The 22,092-nt window shown below is 66.9% G+C and carries 17 protein-coding genes; 10 read left to right on the top strand and 7 right to left on the bottom strand.

The genetic code is table 11. The annotated features are described in order from the left end of the window. Positions 1-42: 42 nt before the first annotated feature. The 4 genes from ACMZPQ_RS12765 to ACMZPQ_RS12750 form a co-directional block, all read right to left on the bottom strand. The gene (locus tag ACMZPQ_RS12765) at positions 43-435 is read right to left on the bottom strand and encodes a hypothetical protein (protein ID WP_197584160.1); all 393 of its coding nucleotides are present in this window, start codon (positions 433-435) and stop codon (positions 43-45) included. A 127-nt stretch (positions 436-562) separates the two neighbouring features. Continuing rightward, positions 563-1,591: an alcohol dehydrogenase AdhP gene (gene adhP / locus ACMZPQ_RS12760; protein WP_197584158.1), complete on the bottom strand. Its 1,029-nt coding sequence runs from the start codon at positions 1,589-1,591 to the stop codon at positions 563-565. Positions 1,592-1,687: 96 nt separating this feature from the next. Next, a complete protein-coding gene (gene eda, locus ACMZPQ_RS12755) occupies positions 1,688-2,326 on the bottom strand; it encodes a bifunctional 4-hydroxy-2-oxoglutarate aldolase/2-dehydro-3-deoxy-phosphogluconate aldolase (RefSeq protein ID WP_197584156.1) in 639 nt (212 codons plus the stop codon). Beyond that, positions 2,313-3,332 carry a PfkB family carbohydrate kinase gene (locus ACMZPQ_RS12750; protein ID WP_197584154.1) on the bottom strand — a complete coding sequence of 340 codons (1,020 nt, stop codon included), beginning with the start codon at positions 3,330-3,332 and terminating at the stop codon, positions 2,313-2,315. The genes eda and ACMZPQ_RS12750 overlap by 14 nt, the downstream gene beginning before the upstream one ends. A 286-nt stretch (positions 3,333-3,618) precedes the next feature. On the opposite strand from ACMZPQ_RS12750, the gene ACMZPQ_RS12745 reads away from it, so the two are divergent. After that, positions 3,619-6,369 carry a TonB-dependent receptor gene (locus ACMZPQ_RS12745; protein WP_197584152.1) on the top strand — a complete coding sequence of 917 codons (2,751 nt, stop codon included), beginning with the start codon at positions 3,619-3,621 and terminating at the stop codon, positions 6,367-6,369. 138 nt (positions 6,370-6,507) lie between these two features. Further along, positions 6,508-10,326, top strand: coding sequence for a LamG-like jellyroll fold domain-containing protein (locus ACMZPQ_RS12740; protein WP_197582704.1), 3,819 nt, complete (start codon positions 6,508-6,510; stop codon positions 10,324-10,326). A gap of 37 nt (positions 10,327-10,363) precedes the next feature. Here ACMZPQ_RS12740 and ACMZPQ_RS12735 read toward each other — a convergent pair whose 3' ends face one another. Genes ACMZPQ_RS12735 through ACMZPQ_RS12725 form a run of 3 tightly spaced genes read right to left on the bottom strand, consistent with a single transcriptional unit; the run spans position 10,364 to position 13,614 of the window. Next, complete coding sequence (locus ACMZPQ_RS12735) at positions 10,364-10,951, bottom strand: cysteine dioxygenase family protein (protein ID WP_197582703.1); 588 nt, start codon at positions 10,949-10,951, stop codon at positions 10,364-10,366. A gap of 51 nt (positions 10,952-11,002) precedes the next feature. After that, positions 11,003-12,625 carry a carboxylesterase/lipase family protein gene (locus ACMZPQ_RS12730; protein WP_197582702.1) on the bottom strand — a complete coding sequence of 541 codons (1,623 nt, stop codon included), beginning with the start codon at positions 12,623-12,625 and terminating at the stop codon, positions 11,003-11,005. Further along, positions 12,622-13,614 carry an alpha/beta hydrolase gene (locus ACMZPQ_RS12725; RefSeq protein ID WP_197582701.1) on the bottom strand — a complete coding sequence of 331 codons (993 nt, stop codon included), beginning with the start codon at positions 13,612-13,614 and terminating at the stop codon, positions 12,622-12,624. Before ACMZPQ_RS12725 ends, ACMZPQ_RS12730 begins: the two co-directional genes overlap by 4 nt. 155 nt (positions 13,615-13,769) lie before the next feature. Here ACMZPQ_RS12725 and ACMZPQ_RS12720 point away from each other — a divergent pair, with 155 nt between their 5' ends. The 8 genes from ACMZPQ_RS12720 to kduD all read left to right on the top strand — a co-directional run bounded on the left by ACMZPQ_RS12720 (position 13,770) and on the right by kduD (position 22,057). Beyond that, positions 13,770-14,597, top strand: coding sequence for a 2-keto-4-pentenoate hydratase (locus tag ACMZPQ_RS12720; protein WP_197582700.1), 828 nt, complete (start codon positions 13,770-13,772; stop codon positions 14,595-14,597). Positions 14,598-14,637: 40 nt separating this feature from the next. Continuing rightward, a complete protein-coding gene (locus ACMZPQ_RS12715; protein ID WP_197582699.1) occupies positions 14,638-15,639 on the top strand; it encodes a TRAP transporter substrate-binding protein in 1,002 nt (333 codons plus the stop codon). Between the two features lie 17 nt (positions 15,640-15,656). Then, on the top strand, positions 15,657-16,181 hold the full coding sequence (locus tag ACMZPQ_RS12710; protein ID WP_414486104.1) for a TRAP transporter small permease: 525 nt from the start codon (positions 15,657-15,659) through the stop codon (positions 16,179-16,181). A gap of 3 nt (positions 16,182-16,184) precedes the next feature. Beyond that, on the top strand, positions 16,185-17,468 hold the full coding sequence (locus ACMZPQ_RS12705; protein ID WP_197582697.1) for a TRAP transporter large permease: 1,284 nt from the start codon (positions 16,185-16,187) through the stop codon (positions 17,466-17,468). A 65-nt stretch (positions 17,469-17,533) separates the two neighbouring features. Beyond that, entirely contained in the window at positions 17,534-19,078 is a 1,545-nt protein-coding gene (locus tag ACMZPQ_RS12700; RefSeq protein ID WP_197582706.1) for a family 43 glycosylhydrolase, read from the top strand. Positions 19,079-19,117: 39 nt separating this feature from the next. Further along, entirely contained in the window at positions 19,118-20,176 is a 1,059-nt protein-coding gene (locus tag ACMZPQ_RS12695; RefSeq protein WP_004153364.1) for a LacI family DNA-binding transcriptional regulator, read from the top strand. 195 nt (positions 20,177-20,371) lie between these two features. Continuing rightward, on the top strand, positions 20,372-21,220 hold the full coding sequence (gene kduI, locus ACMZPQ_RS12690; RefSeq protein WP_049456665.1) for a 5-dehydro-4-deoxy-D-glucuronate isomerase: 849 nt from the start codon (positions 20,372-20,374) through the stop codon (positions 21,218-21,220). Positions 21,221-21,301: 81 nt separating this feature from the next. Further along, entirely contained in the window at positions 21,302-22,057 is a 756-nt protein-coding gene (gene kduD, locus ACMZPQ_RS12685; protein ID WP_049456664.1) for a 2-dehydro-3-deoxy-D-gluconate 5-dehydrogenase KduD, read from the top strand. The last annotated feature ends 35 nt before the right edge of the window (positions 22,058-22,092 follow it).

Raw genomic sequence — 22,092 nt, 5'->3', positions numbered from 1 at the left:
GGCCGAGGTTGCCGGCCAGCGGCCGGCACTACCTGTATGTGCTCAGCGCGGATCGCGCGACGCGCGGCGACCGAACCACCAGCCCACCAGCAGCTGCAGCGGCAGCGATCCCAGCAGGGAGACGACGAACCACATCGGGAAATCCGCGCCCACGCTCCACACCGCATAGCCGCAGCCGAGCGCGATCAGCGACCAGATCGAGAAGCCGTGCGAACGCGGCCAGCAGGGTGCGTAGTAGGTGGCGAAGGAAATGCCGGCGACGCCGCCGAGCACGCTGAACGCCAGGTCCCAGCCCAGCTGCACGCTGTTGTTGCCCGGTGCCAGGCCCATCAGCGGCGGCAACCAGCTGGCAACGCTGCTGACCAGCGCGAGCGACAGCACGCCGCCGATCAGGGCGACGATGGACAGGAACAGGGTCTTGAGCAGGCCAGGCATGCGCGCATTGTACGGCTGCGCGAAGCGCCTGCGGTTGCCGGCCAGCTGCCGGCGCTACCGGTGGATCGGCATGGCCGCCGTGCCCGTGGGAGAGGGGTACGGTGCAACGGCGGCCATGCACAGGCGGTCAGGCGGCGAAGTCGAGCACCACGCGGCCTTCGATGCTGCCCGCGTGCATGCGCGCGAACACATCGTTGATGTTTTCCAGGCGGTCGGTGCTGATCGTGGCGGCGACCTTGCCTTCGGCGGCGAACTGCAGCGATTCCTGCAGGTCCAGCCGGGTGCCGACGATCGAACCGCGCACGGTGATGCCGTTGAGCACCATGCCGAAGATGTCCAGCGGGAAGTTGCCCGGAGGCAGCCCGTTGAGCGACACGGTACCCCCGCGGCGGACCATGCCCAGTGCCTGCTCGAATGCCTTCGGCGACACCGCAGTGACCAGTGCACCGTGCGCGCCGCCGATCTCTTTCTTCAGGAATGCGGCCGGATCGGTGGTGCGCGCGTTGACGGTGACCTGTGCACCGAGCTGACGCGCCAGTGCCAGCTTGTTGTCGTCCACGTCCACCGCAGCCACGTTCAGGCCCATCGCGCGGGCGTACTGCACCGCCATGTGGCCGAGGCCGCCGATGCCGGAGATGACCACCCAGTCACCGGGCTTGGTGTCGGTGACCTTCAGCCCCTTGTAGACGGTCACGCCGGCGCACAGTACCGGCGCGATCTCGACAAAGCCCACCTCCTTCGGAAGCAGGCCGACATAGTTGGCATCGGCCAGTGCGTACTCGGCGAAGCCGCCATTGACCGAGTAACCGGTATTGCGCTGCGTCTCGCACAGCGTCTCCCAACCACCCAGGCAGTGTTCGCAATGGCCACACGCCGAGTACAACCAGGGGATGCCGACCCTGTCGCCTTCCTTGACGTGCCCTACCCCGCCTCCCACGGCCACGACGTGCCCCACGCCCTCGTGGCCGGGGATGAACGGCGGGTTCGGTTTCACCGGCCAGTCGCCCTCGGCGGCGTGCAGGTCGGTGTGGCAGACGCCGCAGGCCTCGATCTTGACCAGTACCTCGCCCGCCCCCGGGCGCGGTACCGAGACTTCCTCGATGACCAGTGGCTTGCCGAACTCACGCACGACAGCGGCCTTCATGGTTGGATTCATGTCCGGATCTCCGTAGTGCGCTTGCCCACAGAATGACGCCGGCCAGGGGCCGGCGCTTTGATCACGATCAAACCTTTGAAAATTCGTGCCGCTGGTTCAGCTGGCCAGCACGGCGGCTTCACGGGCCAGGCGCTCGATGGTGTCCCAGTCACGGGTCTGCAGCAGCGCCGGGGTGGTCAGCCACGAGCCTCCCACGCACAGCACGTTGGGCAGGTGGAGGAACTGCGGCGCGGTCTGTGCGCTGATGCCGCCGGTCGGGCAGAAGCGCACGTCGGCGAACGGGCCGTGCCAGGCCGCCAGCAGCGCGGCACCGCCGGCCTGCACTGCCGGGAAGAACTTGAAGGTGTCCCTGCCGTGCTCCAGGCCCAGGATCAGGTCCGAGGCGGTGGCGGCACCCGGCAGGTAAGGCAGGTCGGCATCACGCGCGGCGGCATACAGCGCCGGCGTTGCACCGGGCGACACCGCGAAACGCGCCCCGGCCTGCTTTGCCGCCTGCATCTGCGCCGGGGTGAGCACGGTGCCGGCGCCGATCACGGCATCCGGCACGGCCTCGACCATCGCCTTGATGGCGTCCAGTGCCTGCGGCGTGCGCAGGGTCACCTCGATCACCGGCAGGCCGCCGCGGAACAGCGCCTGGGCCACGTTGACCGCTTCATTCACATCTTCGGGGGTGTACACCGGAATCACCGGTGCCAGTTTCAACAGTGCGCGCAGGCGCGGATCAGCGGCGGACATCGAATCGCTCCTCGCCCAACAGGGCCAGCACGTCAGCTTCGCTGACAGGATTGAAATCGCCGGGAATGGAGTGCTTCAACGCCCCGGCGGCCAAGCCGAAACGCACGGTGGCGTCGGCATCAAGGCCGCACAGGATGCCATGCAGGATGCCGGCCGCGAAGGCATCACCGCCGCCGATGCGGTCGACAATGCCCTGCAGATGGCGCGGCGGGGCGTGCGCGCGCGTCCCGTCACGACCCAGCAGCAACGCGCCCATCGCATGATGGTCCACGCTCAGCACCTGCCGTTGTGTGCATGCCATCCACTGCAGTTGCGGAAATGCACTGAACGCGGCGGTTGCAGCCGCGTCGATCCGCTCCATCACCTCCGGCTGACTGAAGCGCGTGCCCAATACGACTTCCATGTCGCGATAGTCGGCGAACACGATGTCAGCCTGCGCGAACAGCTCGCGCAACACCGCCTGGGCATCTCCGCCCCAGCGCTGCCAGAGCCGCGGCCGGAAATTGCCGTCGAAGGAGACCCGGACACCGGCCTGTCGGGCCGCGCATGCCGCCGCCAGCGTGGCGGCCGCCACCTCCGGTCCCAGTGCCGGGCTGACACCGGATACATGCAGCCACTGTGCGCCCTGCAGCAGCGCGGGCCAGTCATAGTCAGCCGCGGTGCTGCGCGCGAACGCCGAATCGGCGCGGTCATAGACCACTTCGCTGGCACGCTGGACCGCGCCGGTGGTGAGGAAGTACAGCCCCATGCGTGCGTCCGGTACTTCGCGCACATGACGGGTATCCACGCCGTGCCGGCGCAGTTCGCCCAGCGCATGGGCCCCCAGCGGATTGCCCGCCACCGCGCCCACCATCGCCACGTGATGTCCCAGCCGGGACAGCGAGACACCTACGTTTGCCTCGGCGCCACCCACGTGGACCTGCAGCTGTGGCGATTGCAGCAGCAGCTCGTTGCCGGGCGCGCCCAAGCGCAGCAACAGCTCACCGAAACAGACGATACGACCCATATCAGCTCCTTCACGCGCGCCACCAGCATGGGACACTGCATGGCATGTAAGTGGACCACGCGAGGGGGCGTGGCAATTGACTATCGGTGTCATTCTAGACCGAGTTTGCCTTGCACGTGCTTGGTCGTGATGTCGAAAGCATTGTCCCGCAAGCATCTTGGAGACATTACAGATCTGTTGCGGTGCAAGATGCCCGATCCCAATCGTGCTGCTAACGTCGGTTTTGACCAGCGGTGTCATTCCGCTATACAGCCGCGATACCAGACCTTTGGGAGAGGGGAAAGGCATGCAATCTCGGATCCATGGAAAAAAGACACCGGTTACCTTGCTGGCGATGGGCGTTGCACTGGCCCTGTCGGCAAACGCGACCGCCCAGCAGCAGACCGCTACCGACCTGGACACGGTGAACGTCACCGGCTACCGCGCCAGTGTCGAGAAAGCCCTGGACATCAAGCGTGGCGAGGCCGGCGTGGTCGATGCCATCGTCGCCGAGGACATCGGCAAGTTCCCCGACCTGAATCTGGCCGAATCGCTGCAGCGCATCCCGGGCGTGGTGATCACCCGCGAGGCCGGTGAGGGTCGCAACATTTCGGTGCGCGGGCTCGGCCCGGATTTCACCCGCGTGCGCATCAACGGCATGGAGGCGCTGACCACCGTGGGTGCCGGTGACCAGAGCGGCGGTACCAACCGTGGCCGTGGCTTCGACTTCAATGTGTTCGCTTCGGACCTGTTCTCGCAGCTGCTGGTTCGCAAGACGGCCTCGGCCGACGTGGAAGAAGGATCGCTGGGTGCCACGGTCGACCTGCGCACCGCGCGCCCGTTCGACTATGACGGCTTCACCTTCGCCGCCAGTGGCCAGGCCGGCTACAACCAGATGGCTGAAAAAGCCGACCCGCGATTGGCCGCGCTGATCTCCAACACCTTCGCCGATGGCACCTTCGGCGCGCTGCTGTCGGTGGCCTACTCCGAGCGCCAGGTGCTGGAGGAAGGCTCCAACACCGGACGCTGGGCCAATGGCCCCAGCAACGGCAACTTCGCCGCGTCCTCACCGTTTGCCGCAGCGCGTGCGGCCGATGTCTTCCACCCGCGCTTCCCGCGCTATGTACAGATGGAGCACGAGCAGAAGCGCCTGGGCGTGACCGGCTCGCTGCAGTGGAAGCCCAGCACCGCCACCGAAGTCTCGCTGGACGTGCTGTACTCGAAGATCGATGCCACCCGCGATGAGCAGTACATCGAAGCGATTTCCTTCAGCCGTGGCAGCAGCAGCACGCCGCGCCTGGTCGGCAAGCCGAGCACCATCGTCAAGAATGGCGAGATCCGCAACGGTGCGCTGCTGTACGGCGAATTCGACAACGTCGACATCCGCACCGAGAACCGCCACGACGAGTGGAGCACCGAGTTCAAGCAGATCAGCCTGAACGGCCAGCACCGTTTCGGTGATGATTTCACCGTGTCCGGCAAGCTGGGCATCTCGCGCTCCAGGCACGAGAACCCGGTGCAGACCACGGTCATCATGGACAAGTATGACGTCAAGGGTTACAGCTACGACTACCGTGGCAACAGCCGTTTCCCGATCCTCAACTACGGCATCGACCCGACCGATCCCAATGGTTGGGAGCTGGCCGAAATCCGCTTGCGCCCGCAGTACGTGGACAACGATTTCGACACCGGCCAGATCGACTTCAACTGGAACATCAGCCCCGGCTTCCGACTGAAGGGCGGCGTGCTGGCCAAGGACTACACGTTCAAGACCACCGAGCTGCGCCGCGCCAGCGAACTGGCCGTGCCCACCTTCGCCAACGGCAGCCGCATCGTGCCGGTGGACATGACCAGCCCCGCCGGCCTGAAGGGCATCAACGGCAACCCGTCCAACTGGGTGGTGCCGAACCTGGACGCGATCGCCGACCAGTTCGACATCTACAGCAACAGCGGCATCTACGCCGTCGCACCGCGTGCCAACAACGTGCGCAGCGTGGAAGAGAAGGATCGCGGTGTGTACCTGATGGGCGAGTTCAGCACCGAGATCGGCTCGCTGCCGCTGTCGGGCAACGTCGGCGTGCGTTACGTGCGCACCAAGCAGTCGTCCACCGGGCTTTCCACGCTGGCCAGTGGCACCACCTCGACCACCGCCACCCGCACCTACGACGACACCCTGCCTTCGTTCAACCTGGTGGCCGAGGTCACGCCTGATTTCCTGATCCGCCTGGGCGCGGCCAAGGTGATGACCCGTCCGGGCCTGGGTAGCCTGACGCCCGGTGCAACGGTGGCCGTGGCCGGCGGTGCACGTACCATCTCCAGCGGCAATCCCAACCTGGACCCGACGCGCGCCACCAACGTCGACCTGGGCTTCGAGTGGTACTTCGCTGAAGGTGCGATGGCCGGCCTGGGCCTGTTCTACAAGGACATCGAGACCTCCGTGCAGACCCTGCGCGAGAACCGCCCGTACACCGACAGCGGCCTGCCCGCCGAACTGCTGATCGGTACCGGCGCCTCGCCCACCGACGATTTCACCTTCACCCGCCCGGTCAACACCCCCGGTGGTGAACTGTACGGTGCAGAAGCCAACTACACGCAGCCCTTCACTTTCCTGCCGGGCAAGTGGTCCAACCTCGGTGTGCAGTTGAACTACACCTGGGTGGAATCGAAGATCCAGTACATCAACTCGGCCGGCCAGCCAGTGATGAAGAACGATCTGCTGGGGCTGTCCAAGTCGTCCTGGAACGCGACGTTGTTCTACGAAGGCGAAACCTTTGCTGGTCGCGTCTCGGCCACCAACCGCGACGACTACCTCACCCAGGTGCCCGGCCAGGAAACCGGCTTCAACCTGGACGGCTACCACGGCATGACCGGTACCACGGTCATTGATGCCTCGATCCGCTACAAGATCAGCGATCAGCTGGAACTGAGCCTGGAAGGCATCAACCTGACCAACGAAGCGTCGGACGAGTGGGTGTACTCGCCGGCGACCGGCCGCCTGCCGCTGCAGTACACCGAAACCGGCCGCCAGTTCCTGCTCGGCGTGCGCTACAAGTTCTGAGCAACGCCGGCGGCGCGCATCGATGCGCGCCGCCGTTCGCCGTGACCACTGCTGCGCCGCAAGGTGCCGTCGCGGCGTGGCCTTGCTACGGTCCGGCGGCCCACCGCCGGCCGTGGCCCGTTGAAAGGAAACATCTCCATGCCGCACCGCACGACTGTGTTTCGCTGCCTGCTGTTGGCAGTGGCGCTGGCTGTTGGCCCCGCGACGGCCGCCGCCGATGCCCCCAACCTGCTTGCTCCCACCCTGCTCTTCCACGTCGATGCCAACCACGGCCTGCAGGCTGCGACAGCGCAGGGCGAGGCCGTACCGAACTTCCGCGACAAGGTGGCGGTGGTCGACGACGGTGTACGTGGCAAAGCGATCCAGTGGGAAGACGATGGCGTGCTTGCCTGGGACGCGCCGGGCAACATCCTCGCCCAGCGCGGCACTCTCGCCTTCGACTGGCGCTCGCGCTATGCTGTGGGCGAGGCTCCGTTCGTGATCTTCCGCGTCGGTTACGCCGACCACAGCAGCTGGGACATGGCCTGGCTGCGCATCGACTGGAACGGACACGGTTTCGATGCCTTCGTCACCGATGCCAACCTCGCACGCACCCGCGTGTCCTTCCGCGTGGACACGCCGCCGCGGCCGGACCAGTGGCTGCACCTGGCCTTCGCCTGGGACGAAGACCAGGGCGTGCGCCTGTTCGTCGATGGCCGTGAAGTGGCGCGCGCGCAGGCAACCGGCGATTACGATGCCGCGCTGGATCAGCTTGGCCTGGCGGGCCGGGTGATGGCTCCGTACCAGGTGCAGAGCCGCTACAACTTCCTGCGCGGCAGTGATTTCCAGCACATCCGCGTGTATGACCGCATGCTGGACGCGTCGGCAGTGCAGGCCTTGGCCGCCGGAAAGGTTGCGGCCAACGCGGTGGCGCCGGCCTCTGACCAGCGCGCATGGCGCCACCGCTTCGGCTGGGACGGTGCGGCACCGCCTGCGCTGGCGGCGGGCGGAACGCGCATCCGCAAGATCGAATTCGCCGACACCCGTGACATGAAGGCATGGATGTGGAAGGCCACCGATGGCATCGCCGAAACCACCTGGCCGGGCGTCTACAACCGCTCGCGCCTGCCCGGCCGCAACGACTATTTCCAGCTGCCGGACTGGAACACCTACGTGGAAAGCGGGCAGCACCTGGACCTGACCCTGCCGGTGGGCGAGACCGTGAACCGCGTGGAGATCCGCGGTGCGGCCTTCGGCACGCTGGCCCACGGGCCCGACGCAGAACATGCCACCGACGTGCTGGCCACGCGCCCGCGCGGCGTGGTGCGCAGCGTGCAGGATATTCCCGCGCAGCAGGGAGGCGTGCTGCGTTTCAGCAACGTGGAACAGGAAACACCGATCCAGGAAGTCTGGGCCTACAACGTGAGCGAAGGCGCCGAACCGGAAGGCACGGTCAAGCAGACCTATGTGATCGACAGCCAGGCCCTGCCCGACTACACCAACCTCGATGCGCTGCGGCGCTACATCGATGGCCGCTTCCCGGTGTCCGAGCGCAGCACGGTGATGGCCCTGCCCAAGGGTGCCGGTTCGCGCCGGCGCAGCGCCGACAGCCTGCCGGCGCAACCTCGCCCGATCGTGCATGTACTGATTCCTTCCGGCGTGGGCGACGCCCCGGCCAACCAGCCGCTGATCCGCAGCTGGGCCTACAGCTGGGAAAACATGCATGACGGCCTGGATGGCGTGGCCATCGACCTTCCTGCATTGGACCTGCCGGCCACCCACGATGGGCTGATCCCGCTCAACATCCGCATCAAGGACCCGATCTGGCCGGCACGCGACATGATCGATGTCTCGGTGTCGGTGCCGCCGGGGCAGCAGCGCACGCTGTGGCTGGACCTGCGCGATCGCATCCTTACCCCGGACAGCCTGTGGTTGAGCATCGCCTCGGCCGCACCGGGCTTCGACGCCGGCGCGCTGAACGGCGCGCAGATCCGCCTGGTGTTCAAGCCGCGTGCCGAAGCCTTGAAGGAACACGTGGCCGACCGTTTCAACCAGGTTCGCGACAACTGGGGCTTCCTGGTGGAGGAACACACCACCTCCAAGCGGCAGCGCCTCTATGCACGCGTGTACGCCGATCTGAGCGATCTGCTGCGCGTGGATCCGGATCACGAACTTGGCCGCCTGTACTGGAACTACATCAGCTACAACAGCCAGGGTCGACCACCCTACACCGCACCGGAGGTACCCAGGGGGGTGCCGGCGTGGGCGTTCAACCAAGTGCAGGATCTGGCCCAGGTGCGCCGGTTCGTTGACTGGTGGATCGATGAGCGGCAGGTGGCCTACGGTGATTTCGGCGGCGGCATTTCCGATGATTCCGACCTGACCCAGCAGTGGCCGGGGCTGGCGCTGATGGGCGTGCAGCCGGAGCGTCTGAATGCTTCGCTGACCGCGCTGTCCGATGCGGTGTACCGCAATGGCATGTTCAGCAATGGCCTGAGCACCATCGAAACCGACGAACTGCATTCCTATGAGGAAGGCATCAACACCAACAGCGCCATGCTCTACCTCAACTGGGGCGACCCGTTGACGCTGGAGCGGCTGATGGAAACGGTGAAGGCTTTCGACGAGCGCATCATCCTGCGCAATCCGCAGGGCCACCTGCTGTTCTCCAGCAACTGGTTCGGTGGCAACAAGATCTACCGCGAACCCAACTGGCAGTGGCAGAAGCCGTACTCGTTCCCGGTGCTGCACCCAGCCTTCCTGCTGGGCCAGTACAACGCCGACCCGACTGGCCGCAGGCTGGTGATCGGCCTGGCCGATGGCTACCTGGCCCATGCAGGCAAGGACGACCAGGGGCGCTTCACCCTGCCCAACGAGATCAACTGGGCCACCGGTGCCACCCGCGGCGGCGAGTTGAACAACGGCTCCGGCGGCGGCGACACGATGCACACCTTCTGGGCGGCGTGGCGCTGGACCGGCGATGCGAAGTACCTGCAGGCGCTGGATTACCGGGTAGCGCGCGGTGGCCCGGGTGCGCTGGCCAACCTCGGCGAGAACTACGTCGACGTGCTCGGCCGGCAGCAGGACTGGTACCCGAAGCTGACCGCCGAGGCCGATGCCGGCAGGACCGGCTTCGCCAGCCTGATGGCGTGGCAGGCCAGTGGTGACATGAAGTACATCGATGCGCTGCATGCCGAGGGCCTCCAGGCCAAGGTGCAACGCGCCTACATGAACACCGATGGACACTGGTGGTCCGATCGGGTGGAAGCACCGAGCGAATTCCTGCAGCGCGCACGCCTGGGGGGCATCGCGCTGAAGCGCAACCAGAGTTGGCCTGGCCATACCGTCAGCTGGCGCTTCGACCGCGATGGTGCCGCCGAGCAGGTCGCCCTGCTGGTGCATGCGCCCTCGCGCGAGCGCTTCACCGTGACCAGCTACAACCTGGGGGCGCGCACCATTGCCGCTGACATGACCGGCTGGAACGTGGCCAGCGGTACCTGGCGCATCCGCAGTGGCGTGGATACCAACGGCGATGGCCGCATCGACGGCACGCCGGTCGAACGCAGCGTGAAGCTGGAGACCAGTGCCTCGGTACCGATGCGGTTCCGCCCTGGCCGCACCGAGGTGTTCGAGTTCGAGCGTGTGTCTGCGGGCACGCCGGTGGAGACGCGCGCGGACCTGGGCGTGGGCCGTGGCGATCTGCATGTGGACGGCCGCCAGTTGCAGGTGACCGTGCACAGCCTGGGCCACGTTGGCAGTGGCGTGGGCGTGGCCGTGCTGGAAGATGCGCGTGGCCGCGAGATCGCACGCACCGAGGTGCCCGCGATGGCGGCACCGACCGACCTGCAGCCGAAGACCGTGCGGATCCTGCTGCCGTTGCCGGCCGGTGACCGCAGTGGGCTGCGCGTGCGCGTGGCGCTGGCCGATGGCGGCGAGGAAGTGACACAGTTGAACAACGTGGCAGCCGTGCCGCAGTGATTCCATCGCTTCGCCGGGTGTGTCCCGGCGGATACCGTCAGGACGCTTCGGTTTCCAGGCGTTTCACCCGCCGCTGGTACCAATCTTCACCCAGCGGCTCGAACACGGCGCTGCGTTCCATCACGCCCTCGTACACGTGCAGCGATACCGCCACATCCGCATCGCTGGCGTTGCACAGCGTGTGGTACTCGTGCGGTGGGATCAGGCTGCCCGCGCTGCCGCGATGGCCGTACAGCGTCGGCTGGGCGGCGAAGCGATGGCGTTCGCCATCCTGCTCCAGCAGTGCGTACGGGGTGACGACCAGTTCGCCCTGCCAGACGCCCTCCACACACCACATCGCATCGTGGTCGTGCAGTGGCGTGCCCTGGCCCGGGCCCCAGCACATCGCGATGACGCTGTAGCCCAGGGTCGGGCTGCGGTGCAGTTCGCGGCGGGCATAGTGTCCTTCGACCGGGCGCCACACGCAGGGCGGCAGTTGGATCGAAGGATCGACGATGGCCTCACGCAGGACCTGCTGCAGCGCCCCGGTGATCGCCTCGGGCCTGCGCAGCATCACCGCAGTATCGATCGCGGCGACCAGGCGCTCGCGTCCGGTGAACGACAGTGGCGAGGACATCTCTCCCATGACCCGACTCTAGCCGAGAGGAGTTAACGGAATGTTTGCACCGCGGTGTCATCACTGCGTGCCGCGCTGCACGAACGGTACTTTTCCATACAGCGCCCGTTCGCCCGCACGTGGATCATCGACCACGCGGCTGTGGCGGTCGAACAGCATGGTTTGCCGCTGCGGCAGGCCGTAAGGGGCCCATTGCGACATTCCATGATGATTGGGGTCGCCGGTGCGCGCGAACGCGATCAGCGCATCGCTCATCGTCGCGGCCAGCGCTTGCGCATCTGCACCGCCTCCGGTGCGGGACCCCGGCAGGCCGGCGTTGTCGAACACCAGCGGAATGTCCAGGGTATGAAAGGCGCGCAGCCGGCCTTCTTCCACCGGCGATCCCCACTCCAGCTGATACGCCCAGGTGGGGGCAGCGCCGCTGGGCTGGCGCGCACGCGCCTCCAGTTCCTCCAGCGCACCGCGCCAGGACCGCCCGGCGGTGGTGGCCGCGAAAAACACCTCCGACGGCGTGTAGTGCGGGTATAGGCGCCGGTACTCGGCGATCACCGTCTGCGGCAGCAGATCGACGAACTGCTGGCGTTCCAGCTGCGCCGGCAAGGTGTCCCACGTCAAGGCGAAGTTGGCCGGATCATTGCCGAGAAACGCACGGGTCTCGTCGCGGGTATTGCCGATCACCATCGGAATGCCGGCCGATTGCCGCGGTGCCTGCGGCCAGAACGGATGGACCGGCAGGCAGACTTCGTCCAGTACCGGCCCGAAGTACAACGACGAGCTTTCCACCCGTGAGGGATCGCGTGCACGGGTGGCTGCCAGCAGATCGGCGGTGGGCAAGCGCAGCAATGCCGCCAGGTCCTTCGCGCCCACGGCCTGCATGGCGATCGCTGCGCGCTGCGCCGCTGCACGCGGGCCAGCCGCAGTGACCTGCTGTCCGCTCATCGTCCAGGCACGCTGGAACAGGCCGCGTGCGGCCGGCATCGCCATCAGCGTGGCGATCTTGGCCCCTCCGCCGGACTGGCCGAACACGGTGATGTTGCCGGCATCACCGCCGAAGGTGGCCGCATGCTCGCGCACCCACTGCAGCGCCTGCACCAGGTCGAGCTGGCCGGCATTGCCCGACGCGGCGTAGCGTGCATCACCCAGCGCACCCAGATACAGATAGCCGAAGGCGTTCAGGCGATGGTTGAGGGTGACCACCACCACGTCGCCGCGACGGCAGAGCGCGCTGCCGTCGTAGAGGGGGTCGCTGCCGGCGCCATGGTTGAAACCACCGCCGTGGATGTAGACCAGCACGGGGCGACGGCCGCCATCGCCCAGCGCGGGCGTCCAGACGTTGAGGTACAGGCAGTCCTCGCTCCCCGGACCTTCGGTGCCGCCCTGTGGTGCGGCCGCGCCATAGTCCAGTGCATCGGCGATCCCGTTCCAGGCCACTTCCCGGCGTGGTGGCTGGAAGCGATAGGCGCCCGTATCGGCGCCGTAGCGCAGGCCACGGAACACCAGCACGCCCTGTTGACGCTGGCCACGCACACGCCCTCCGCGCAGCCGGACGATCGGCAGGCGGTCGTCGCGTGCACCCGGCACCGCCGTTGCCGGCAGGGCTGCCAGAGTGGCCGTGGCCAACGCCCAGCGCGCACTGTCGCGCAGAAAGCGGCGGCGCTGCAGATCGCTTGGCGCTCCCGTCACCGGCCGCCCTCCGCACCGGCCCCTGCCACCAGCCAGGCCTGTGCCAGGGCGGGCCACAGCGCCAGCGTCGAACCGCGCTGAAGGTGCATGCCGAAGCCATGTCCACCATGGGCGAACACATGCAGCTCGTGCTCGACACCCGCGGCGGCCAGGGCCTGCGCCATCACCTGGCTGTTGTGCACGCTGACCACCCGATCGTCATTGGCATGTATCAGCATCGTCGGTGGCATGTCCGGGCGGGCGTGCTGCTGCAGGGAATACTGCGCAGCCAGGGCGGCATCAGGATGCTCGCCCAGCAGGCGCCCGCGCGAACCGCTGTGTGCATGCGCGCCCATGTCGATGACCGGATAGACCAGCACCGCCCGCGCCGGCCGCGCGCTCAACCGATCGATCACATCACCTGCGGGATAGACCGTGGCATCGAAACCGGTGGCCAGCCGCGCAGCCACGTGGCCGCCGGCGGAGAAGCCAACGACCGCTACGTCGTCGGTGCGCAGTCCGCGCCGCGCGGCCTGGTCGCGTACCACCCGCAGCGCGCGCTGGGCATCGGCCAGCGCGGCCTGGCGGTCCCTGCCCGGCTGCGGCAGACGGTAGCGAAGGACGAACAGGGTAAACCCGGCGCGCTGCACCCAGTCGGGTACCAGCGCACTGCCTTCCTTGTCGATCACCACCCGCTGGTAACCACCGCCTGGAATGACCAGCACGGCATGGCCGTTCGGATGTACAGGGGTGTGCACCATCAGGTAGGGCGCATCGATGCCATCAACGAACCGGTCCGGATGGGCCGGGTCGGGGCTGCGTTCAACCACGCGCGCCGGCCGTGCCGGGCTGCTCTCGCCGGGCACCCGGCCGTCTGGCCATAGGGGCAGGCGTTCGCCCGCGACCTCCCTGCCCAGCCGCTGCCCGTCGCGCAGCGGGACCTCGGCGGCAGGTGCGGGCGCAGCGGCCAGCAGAACGGACAGGCACAGTACAAGGGTGGGCAAACGCATGTCGGACCGGGCTCCAGCGGGGGTGGGCAGCGTGCCGCACGCGCCGGGAAAGAGGGCGTGATGCGCTGCGGCTTGCGTGATGACACCGGTTTACCATATACACCTCCTGCAGACGCTGTCGATGGGCAGTGCAACAACGCAGAGGGAGACCGTTCTTGAGCAACGAACACGGCACACAGGGGCAGACGCCGACGCCGGACGATGCAGCCGCGATCGCCCGCGCCTTCACCGCCGCACGCCGCGCAGGCAGCGCCCTGCCTGCGTTTCCAGGCGCAATCCCGGCCGATCTGGTGAATGCCTACCTGGTCCAGGACCAGGCGATTGATCTCTGGGACGACCAGGTGATCGGCTGGAAGGTGGGATACATCGCCGCCGAGCGTCGCGATGGTTCCGGGGACGAGCGCCTGCTGGGGCCGATCTTCAAACGTCAGCTCTGGAATGATACCGGTGGAACAACGGACATCCCGGTGTTCGCCGGCGGCTTCGGTGCAGTGGAGGCAGAGTACGTGCTGGAGCTGCTGGAAGACGCGCCGGCCGGTCAGCTGCACTGGTCTCCGGAGCAGGCTGAGGCCCTGCCCGCGCGCCTCTACATCGGCGTGGAAGTGGCCAGCAGCCCGCTGGCCACCATCAACGAACTGGGCCCGCGCGTCGTGGTATCCGACTTCGGCAACAACAACGGGCTGGTGCTGGGGCAGGAGATTGCCGGCTGGACGGCCCGCGATGAGATCGACCTGCGCGCGGAAACCCTCATCGACGGCGAGGTGGTCGGCACCGGTGGAGCGCCCCGCCTGCCCGGTGGCCTGCGTGCGGCCTACGCCTTCGCACTGTCCCGTTCGGCGCTGCGCGGCCGGCCGCTGCGCAAGGGCGATCTGATCGCAACCGGCAATGCCACCGGCATCCACGACATCGAGGCAGGACAAACGGCGCTGGTGCGCTTTGCCGGCTTCGGTGACATTGCCTGCCGGGCCGTGCCAGCGGGTTGACCGCTGGCCTGCCCTGGTGAACACGCGCGGGAGGGCGCAGATGATCACACGACGTAACTTCCTGGCCGGTGGCGCTGCCGCACTGGCTACGCCGATGCTCGCCGCCTGCGGCCGCGGGCCGGGCGGCAGCGTGGACGGCAGCACCCTGTTGACCGCCACCGACGTGCACGTGGCCGACTACCCGACCGTCACTGCGGTGAAGTGGATCGGCGAAACGCTGGAGCGTGAGACCAACGGCCGGCTGCACCTGCGCCAGTATCATTCAGGGCAGCTGGGCCGCGAGTCGGAAGCGATCGACATGGCACGCTTCGGTGCCATCGACATCACCCGCGTGTATGCCGGTGCACTGAACAATGCATTTCCCCTGACCCAGGCGCTTTGCCTGCCCTATGTCTTCAGGTCGGTCGCGCACCAGCGCGCCGCGCTCGATAGCGGCGTGGCAGACACGGTGCTGCGCGGCTTTGAAAGCCGCGACCTGGTTGGACTGGCGATCTACGATTCCGGCGCACGCTGCTTCTACAACACCAAGCATCCGATCATTTCGCCGATGGATCTGCATGGCCTGAAGCTGCGCGTGGCCTCCTCGGATATCTTCATCCAGCTGATGCGCCTGCTCGGCGCCAATCCGACGCCGATGTCGCTGGGCGACACGTTCTCGGGCATGGAAACGCACATGATCGATGGTGCCGAGAACAACATGCGCAGCTTCCACTCCAGCCGCCACTTCGAAGCAGCGCACTACTGGTCGCAGAGCGACCATTCGTACGCACCGGACGTGCTGCTGATGTCGCGCGCCCGCTTCGAACGATTGGGCGCGGATGATCGCCAGCTGTTGCTGCACACCGCACGCGCATCGGTGACGGTGATGCGCGAGCACTGGGACGCGTCGGAGGACGCTGCACGCCGCGCCGTGCTGGCTTATGGCGTGAAAGCCAATGAGGTCGACATGCCGGCCTTCAGGGCCGCCGCCCAGCCGCTGCTCAAGCAGTACCTGCAGCAGCCGGACATCGCCGCGCTGGTTGACCGCATCCGCGCTGCCTGAGGACATCTGCCATGACCATGACCCTGCCGGCCACCGCCGGGCCCGCACAGCGACTGCTGGACCGCATCGCCGACATCGCCATCTACTGTGCCGTCGCCGCCCTTCTGGGGCTGGTGGTGGTACAGGGCTGGCAGGTGTTCGCGCGCTACGTCATCAACGATTCGCCCAGCTGGACCGAGCCGGTCACCCTGCTGCTGCTGGCCACGGCGATGAGCCTGGGCGCCGCCTGCGGCGTGCATACCAACCGCCACTTCGGCTTCTTCCTGCTGCACGCTCACATGGGCCCCGGCGTGCGCCGCGCGGTGGATGTGCTGGTGCAGCTGGTGGTTGCCGTGCTGGGTGGGTTCATCGCCTTCTGGTCGGCCGATCTGCTGCTGGACGGGCTGGACATCAAGACCGCCGGCGCCAACCTGCCGCAGAGCATCAACTACCTGCCGCTGGCCGTGGGTGGTGCGCTGATGGTGCTGTTCGCGCTGAACCGTGCGTGGAAAGCGCTGCAGGCCCGCGACGCCGGCAGCGACGACGCTGAAGGAGATCGTTGATCCATGGGCATCACCATCCTGTTCTCCGTATTCGCCGTGCTGCTTCTGCTGGGCGTGCCGGTGGCCTACGCGCTGGCCGCCGCGGCGCTGGCCACCCTGCTCTACCTGGACATTCCCAGCATCGTGCTGGTGCAACAGATCTCGGCCGGCACCGGCTCCGCCTCGCTCATCGCCATTCCACTGTTCATCTTTGCAGGCGAGATCATGATGCGCGGCGGCATCTCCGAGCGGCTGATCGCGCTGGCCTCGTCACTGGTCGGACGCCTGCGCGGTGGCCTGGGCCAGGTCTCGATCCTGTCCTCGCTGTTCTTCGGTGGCGTGTCCGGCTCAGCCATCGCCGATGTGTCGGCGGTCGGTGGCACGATGATTCCGCAGATGGTCAAGCGCGGCTATGACCGCGATTTCGCCGTCAATGTCAGCATCACCGCTGCGCTGGTGGCGTTGCTGGTACCGCCATCGCACAACCTGATCCTGTTCTCGGCGGCAGCGGGAGGGGGCCTGTCCATCGCCGATCTGTTCGCTGCGGGTATCGTACCGGCGCTGCTGATGACGCTGGCATTGATGATCACCGGCTATGTGGTGGCACGACGTCGCGGCTACGGCGTGGAAGTGTTCCCCGGCTGGCGCGCCGTGGCGCTGCGCATTGTCTCCGCCCTGCCCGGCCTGGGCCTGGTCGCGCTGATCTTCGTCGGCATCCGTGCCGGCATCTTCACCGCCGTGGAGAGCGCGGCCATCGCCGTGGTCTACGCCTTGCTGGTCACCACCGTGCTGTACCGGCAGCTGCGCTGGCGCGAGTTCTTCGACACCGTCATCCATGCTGCGCGCAGTACCGGCGTGATCCTGTTCGTGATCGCCACCGCCGCCGTTTTCGGCTGGCTGCTGGCCTACCTGCAGGTACCGGCTGCGGCCGTGGATTTCCTGCAGTCGTTCGCGCACAGTCAGTTCATGGTGCTGCTGATGATCGTGGTGATGCTGCTGTTGCTGGGCACCTTCATGGACCTGGCACCGATGATCCTGATCTGCACGCCGATCTTCCTGCCGGTGGCCAGGGCCTACGGCATCGATCCGATCCACTTCGGCCTGGTGCTGGTACTGACGGGCGGTCTGGGCCTGGTGACACCGCCGGTGGGATCGGTGCTGTTCATCGGGACCTCCATCGGCAAGATCAGCGTGGGCCAGAGCATGCGCACCATCTGGCCGTTCTGGTTCGCCGCGCTGGGCGTGCTGCTGGTGGTCGCCTTCTTCCCCGCCCTGTCACTGTGGTTGCCAGCCGCGCTGCGCGGCTGAGACCGGAGGAGGCCGCCATGCACGCGCTGCGTATCGTCACCGCCGCCACCCTGCTCGCTCTGCTGATGCCGGCGTTGCCGGTGGCGGCCACCGATGCCGCGCCGGTGCCGACGCCGTGGGCGCGGGGGCTGGAACACCAGCGCCAGGCCGACCGGGGCGATGGCACCTTCCTGAACCCGGTACTGGCCGGTGACCGCCCTGATCCGTCGGTGCTCAAGGACGGCGACGACTACTACCTCACGCTGTCTTCGTTCGATGCCTATCCCGGCCTGCCGATCTGGCATTCGCGCGACCTGGTGAACTGGCAGCCGCTTGGCCATGCCATCACCCGCAACGTCGGCGCGATCTGGGCGCCGGACATCGTCAAGCACCAGGGGCGTTACTTCATCTACTTCCCGGCCCGTACCGCTGGCCGGCGCAGCAACTTCGTGGTCTGGGCCGATGACATCAAGGGCCCGTGGAGCGCGCCGATCGATATCGGCCTGGGGGGCTACATCGATCCCGGTCATGCGGTGGGCGAGGACGGCAAGCGTTATCTGTTCCTGAGCGGCGGCGACTATGTGCAGCTGGCCGACGATGGCCTGAGCGTGGTCGGCACGCCGACGCATGTCTATGACGGCTGGCGCTACCCGGAAAGCTGGGACGTGGAGGCCTACGCGCAGGAGGGCCCGAAGATCCACTTCCGCGATGGCTGGTACTACATGACCACCGCAGTGGGCGGTACCGCCGGCCCACCGACCGGGCACATGGTGATCACTGCGCGCTCGCGTTCGATCCACGGTCCCTGGGTGAATGCCCCCAACAATCCGATCACGCGCACGCGGTCGGCGGCCGAACCCTGGTGGTCTCGGGGCCACGCGACGGTGATCGAAGGCACCGATGGACGCTGGTGGATGATGTACCACGGTTACGAGAACGGCTTCTGGACGCTGGGGCGGCAGGCCCTGCTGGAGCCGATCGAGTGGACCGGCGATGGCTGGTTCCGGGCCACGGGCGGCGATCTCGGCCAGCCGCTGCGCAAGCCGGCCGGACAGGCGCTGGCCCCGCATGGCATGGCGCTGTCGGACGATTTCCGAGGCAGCACGCTCGGCCCGCAGTGGGCGTTCTTCAACCCGGCACCGGATGAGTACCGGCGGTTGGGTTTCAGCGGCAACGGTATGGTCCTGCAGGGCAAGGGCAGCAGCCCGCGCGACGCCTCGCCACTGACCACCATCGCCGGCGACCCGGCCTACCAGTTCGAGGTGGAGATGGAGATCGCCCCCGGCGCCGTGGGCGGCGCGCTGCTGTTCTACAGCGACCGCCTGTATGCGGGAGTGGGCAGCAATGGCGAGTCGTTCATCATGCATCGCTACGGCGAGGAACGCCCTGCCCGACTGGCGACGGGTGCGCGTGGCGGCCGGCTGTGGCTGCGGGTCACCAACAACCGCCACATCGTCACCTTCCACTCCAGTACAGACGGGCACACTTGGCAGAAGTATCCGGTTCAGATGGAAGTGTCCGGTTACCATCACAATGTAGCGGGCAGGTTCCTGGCGCTGAAGCCGGCGCTGTATGCGGCCGGCGACGGTACGGTAACCTTCCGCAACTTCCGCTACCGCGCGCTGGATTGAGCGCGGAGCCGGAATCCCCAGACTTATCGGGTTCAAAACATGTCAGTGCGCAACAAGAACGATGCCGCTACGCCGGCATTGGCGAAGGGCAAGGCAGCCACCATCAACGACATCGCGCGACTGTCGGGTGTATCCAAGAAAACGGTTTCAAGAATCATCAACAACTCACCGCTGGTGCGCAAGGACACGCGCGACAAGGTGGAAGCGTTGATGCGTGAAGTGGGCTACATGCCCGATCCGCTGGCCCGTGGACTGGCCTTCCGCCGCTCCTTCCTGATCGGCATGGTCTACGACAACCCCACCGCGCAGTACATCGTGGACATGCAGTACGGTGCGCTGGACGCACTGCGCGGATCCAGCTTCGAGCTGGTTGTGCACCCCTGTGACAGCCGAAGCCCCGGTTACATCGAGGGCGTGCGCCGCTTCGTGCAGCAGCAGAAGCTGCACGGCGTGATCCTGGTGCCGCGCGCCTCGGAAGACCAGGCGCTGGCGGACATGCTCGATGAGATCGGCTGCCGCTTCACCCGCGTCGCTGCACTGCCGCTGGATGAAAGCTCACAGATGGTGGTCACCCATGACCGTGACGGTGCAGCCGAAGCCGCCGACTATCTGCTTTCGCTCGGCCACCGTGACATTGCCCTGGTGACCGGTCCCAGCGCCTACCGTTCCGCCCATGAGCGTACCGCCGGCTTCATCGACGCATTGTCACAGCGCGGTATCGAACTGCCGAAGGACCGCATCATCGAGGCGGGCTACACCTTCGAATCCGGCGTGGCCGCTGCCGAGAAACTGCTGCTGGGCAAGCGCCGTCCGACCGCCATCTTCACCGGCAACGACGAAATGGCCGCCGGCATCTACAAGGTGGCGCTGCGCGCCGGCATCAACATTCCGCGTCAGCTGTCCATCGTCGGCTATGACGACAGCCCGCTGGCCTCCCGCCTGTGGCCTTCGCTGACCTCGGTACGCAGGCATACCCGCGACACCGGGCGTACCGCTGCGGCGATGCTGATCCAGCCCGAAGGCCAGGCATCGTTGCCCATTGCCAGCGTGCGGCCGCACCTGATCGTGCGCGATTCCTGCCAGCCGCCAGAGGACTGAGGCCGAAGGCCTCAATCCGGAAGGTCACCACCGTTGGTGGTGACACTTCACCTTCCCACCCCCTCTACCTCGCCCCGCCCGGCCAGCCGCCGCTATCGTGCGACGCAAAATGACACCGGTTTCCTGTCTGGCTAGAATCGACCGTGAACCGTGCCGGGGCCGACCCGTCGGCCCGCCCCCCGCTCTGGAGAAGCCATGTACTGCAAGACCCACTACGCCACCCATCCCGATGCCATCAACGGTGCCAGCAACGACCAGCTGCGCGACCTGTACCTGCTCGATGGCCTGTTCAATGCCGGTGCGGTGACCCTCAAGTACACCCACTACGAGCGCTTCGTGATCGGTGGTGCCGCACCGGTGGACGCACCGCTGGCCCTGCCGACCCAGACCGAACCGGCGTCGGCGGCGGGCCATCCGTTCCTGGAACGCCGGGAACTGGGCGTGATCAACGTCGGCAGTGGCACCGGTACCATCACCGTCGACGGCACGGTCTACACGCTGGGTCCAAAGGACGGCCTGTACGTGGCCATGGGCAGCAAGGATGTCGTGTTCGCCTCGCAGGACGCCGCCAACCCGGCGCAGTTCTACCTGGCTTCGACCCCCGCCCACGCTCGCTTCGAAACCAGGCAGCTGTCGATCAAGGATGCGGTGGCGCTGGATCGCGGCGCGCTGGAAACCAGCAACGAGCGCACCATCTACCAGTACATCGTGCCGGCCACCTGCCAGTCCTCGCAGCTGCTGCTGGGCCTGACCGTGCTCAAGCCGGGCAGCGTCTGGAACACCATGCCGCCGCACCTGCACGACCGCCGCAGCGAGGTCTACTTCTACTTCGACCTCGGTGACAGCGACCGCGTCTATCACTTCATGGGTGAGCCGGCCGCGCAGCGCCACATCGTGATCCAGAACAACGAAGCGGTGGTGTCACCGCCGTGGTCGATCCACATGGGCGCCGGCACCAGCAACTACGCCTTCATCTGGGCGATGGGTGGCGAGAACCTCGATTACACCGACATGCACGTGCTGGACATCTGCCAGCTCAAGTAAGCCCTGCCCGGCCGCCACGCACCGCGTGCCGGCGGCCGTTGCCGCTGATCCCGCTCGCCTCTATCAAGGAATGCATACGCAATGGCTAATCCCTTCAGCCTGGAAGGCAAGGTCGCTCTGGTAACCGGTGGTAATACCGGCCTGGGCCAGGGCATCGCCGTGGCATTGGCCGCCGCTGGCGCCGACGTCGCCGTGGCCGGCATCGCCCCGCCCACCGAAACCATCGAAAAGATCACCGCGCTGGGCCGCCGCTGCCTGGCCATCGAGGCCAACCTGATCAGCATCGAGCCGGTGGCGCGCGTGGTGCGCGAAACCATCGAAGGCCTGGGCGGGCTGGACATCCTGGTCAACAACGCCGGCCTGATCCGCCGCGCCGATGCGGTGGACTTCAGCGAGCAGGACTGGGATGACGTGATGAACGTCAACATCAAGTCTGCGTTCTTCATCTCGCAGGCTGCCGGCCGCCATTTCATCGAACAGGGCCACGGCAAGATCATCAACATCGCTTCGATGCTGTCGTTCCAGGGCGGTATCCGCGTGCCGTCGTACACCGCCAGCAAGAGCGGTATCGCCGGCATCACCCGCCTGCTGGCCAACGAGTGGGCAGGCAAGGGCGTGAACATCAATGCCATTGCGCCGGGCTACATGGCCACCGACAACACCGCCCAGCTGCGCGCCGACCAGGATCGCAACAAGGCCATCCTCGACCGCATCCCGGCCGGCCGCTGGGGCACCCCGGACGACCTGGCCGGTGCGGCCGTGTTCCTGGCGTCGTCGGCATCGGATTACATCAACGGTGCGGTGCTGCCGGTCGATGGTGGTTGGCTGGCGCGCTGACGCGCGGTCTTGGGTAGTGGGGGGGGGGGGGGGGG

It is taken from the genome of Stenotrophomonas maltophilia (genome assembly GCF_047497515.2).
Taxonomy (GTDB): Bacteria; Pseudomonadota; Gammaproteobacteria; order Xanthomonadales; family Xanthomonadaceae; genus Stenotrophomonas.
This window is presented reverse-complemented; position numbering and strand designations above follow the sequence as displayed.

Excerpts from the sequence above, each read along its gene's own strand:
- kduI (WP_049456665.1), top strand. The coding sequence starts at position 20,372 with ATGTACTGCAAGACCCACTACGCCACCCATCCCGATGCCATCAACGGT.
- ACMZPQ_RS12745 (WP_197584152.1), top strand. The coding sequence starts at position 3,619 with ATGCAATCTCGGATCCATGGAAAAAAGACACCGGTTACCTTGCTGGCG.
- adhP (WP_197584158.1), bottom strand. The coding sequence starts at position 1,591 with ATGAATCCAACCATGAAGGCCGCTGTCGTGCGTGAGTTCGGCAAGCCA.
- ACMZPQ_RS12710 (WP_414486104.1), top strand. The coding sequence starts at position 15,657 with ATGACCCTGCCGGCCACCGCCGGGCCCGCACAGCGACTGCTGGACCGC.
- ACMZPQ_RS12695 (WP_004153364.1), top strand. The coding sequence starts at position 19,118 with ATGTCAGTGCGCAACAAGAACGATGCCGCTACGCCGGCATTGGCGAAG.
- kduD (WP_049456664.1), top strand. The coding sequence starts at position 21,302 with ATGGCTAATCCCTTCAGCCTGGAAGGCAAGGTCGCTCTGGTAACCGGT.
- eda (WP_197584156.1), bottom strand. The coding sequence starts at position 2,326 with ATGTCCGCCGCTGATCCGCGCCTGCGCGCACTGTTGAAACTGGCACCG.
- ACMZPQ_RS12765 (WP_197584160.1), bottom strand. The coding sequence starts at position 435 with ATGCCTGGCCTGCTCAAGACCCTGTTCCTGTCCATCGTCGCCCTGATC.
- ACMZPQ_RS12750 (WP_197584154.1), bottom strand. The coding sequence starts at position 3,332 with ATGGGTCGTATCGTCTGTTTCGGTGAGCTGTTGCTGCGCTTGGGCGCG.
- ACMZPQ_RS12735 (WP_197582703.1), bottom strand. The coding sequence starts at position 10,951 with ATGGGAGAGATGTCCTCGCCACTGTCGTTCACCGGACGCGAGCGCCTG.
- ACMZPQ_RS12740 (WP_197582704.1), top strand. The coding sequence starts at position 6,508 with ATGCCGCACCGCACGACTGTGTTTCGCTGCCTGCTGTTGGCAGTGGCG.
- ACMZPQ_RS12700 (WP_197582706.1), top strand. The coding sequence starts at position 17,534 with ATGCCGGCGTTGCCGGTGGCGGCCACCGATGCCGCGCCGGTGCCGACG.
- ACMZPQ_RS12725 (WP_197582701.1), bottom strand. The coding sequence starts at position 13,614 with ATGCGTTTGCCCACCCTTGTACTGTGCCTGTCCGTTCTGCTGGCCGCT.
- ACMZPQ_RS12715 (WP_197582699.1), top strand. The coding sequence starts at position 14,638 with ATGATCACACGACGTAACTTCCTGGCCGGTGGCGCTGCCGCACTGGCT.
- ACMZPQ_RS12705 (WP_197582697.1), top strand. The coding sequence starts at position 16,185 with ATGGGCATCACCATCCTGTTCTCCGTATTCGCCGTGCTGCTTCTGCTG.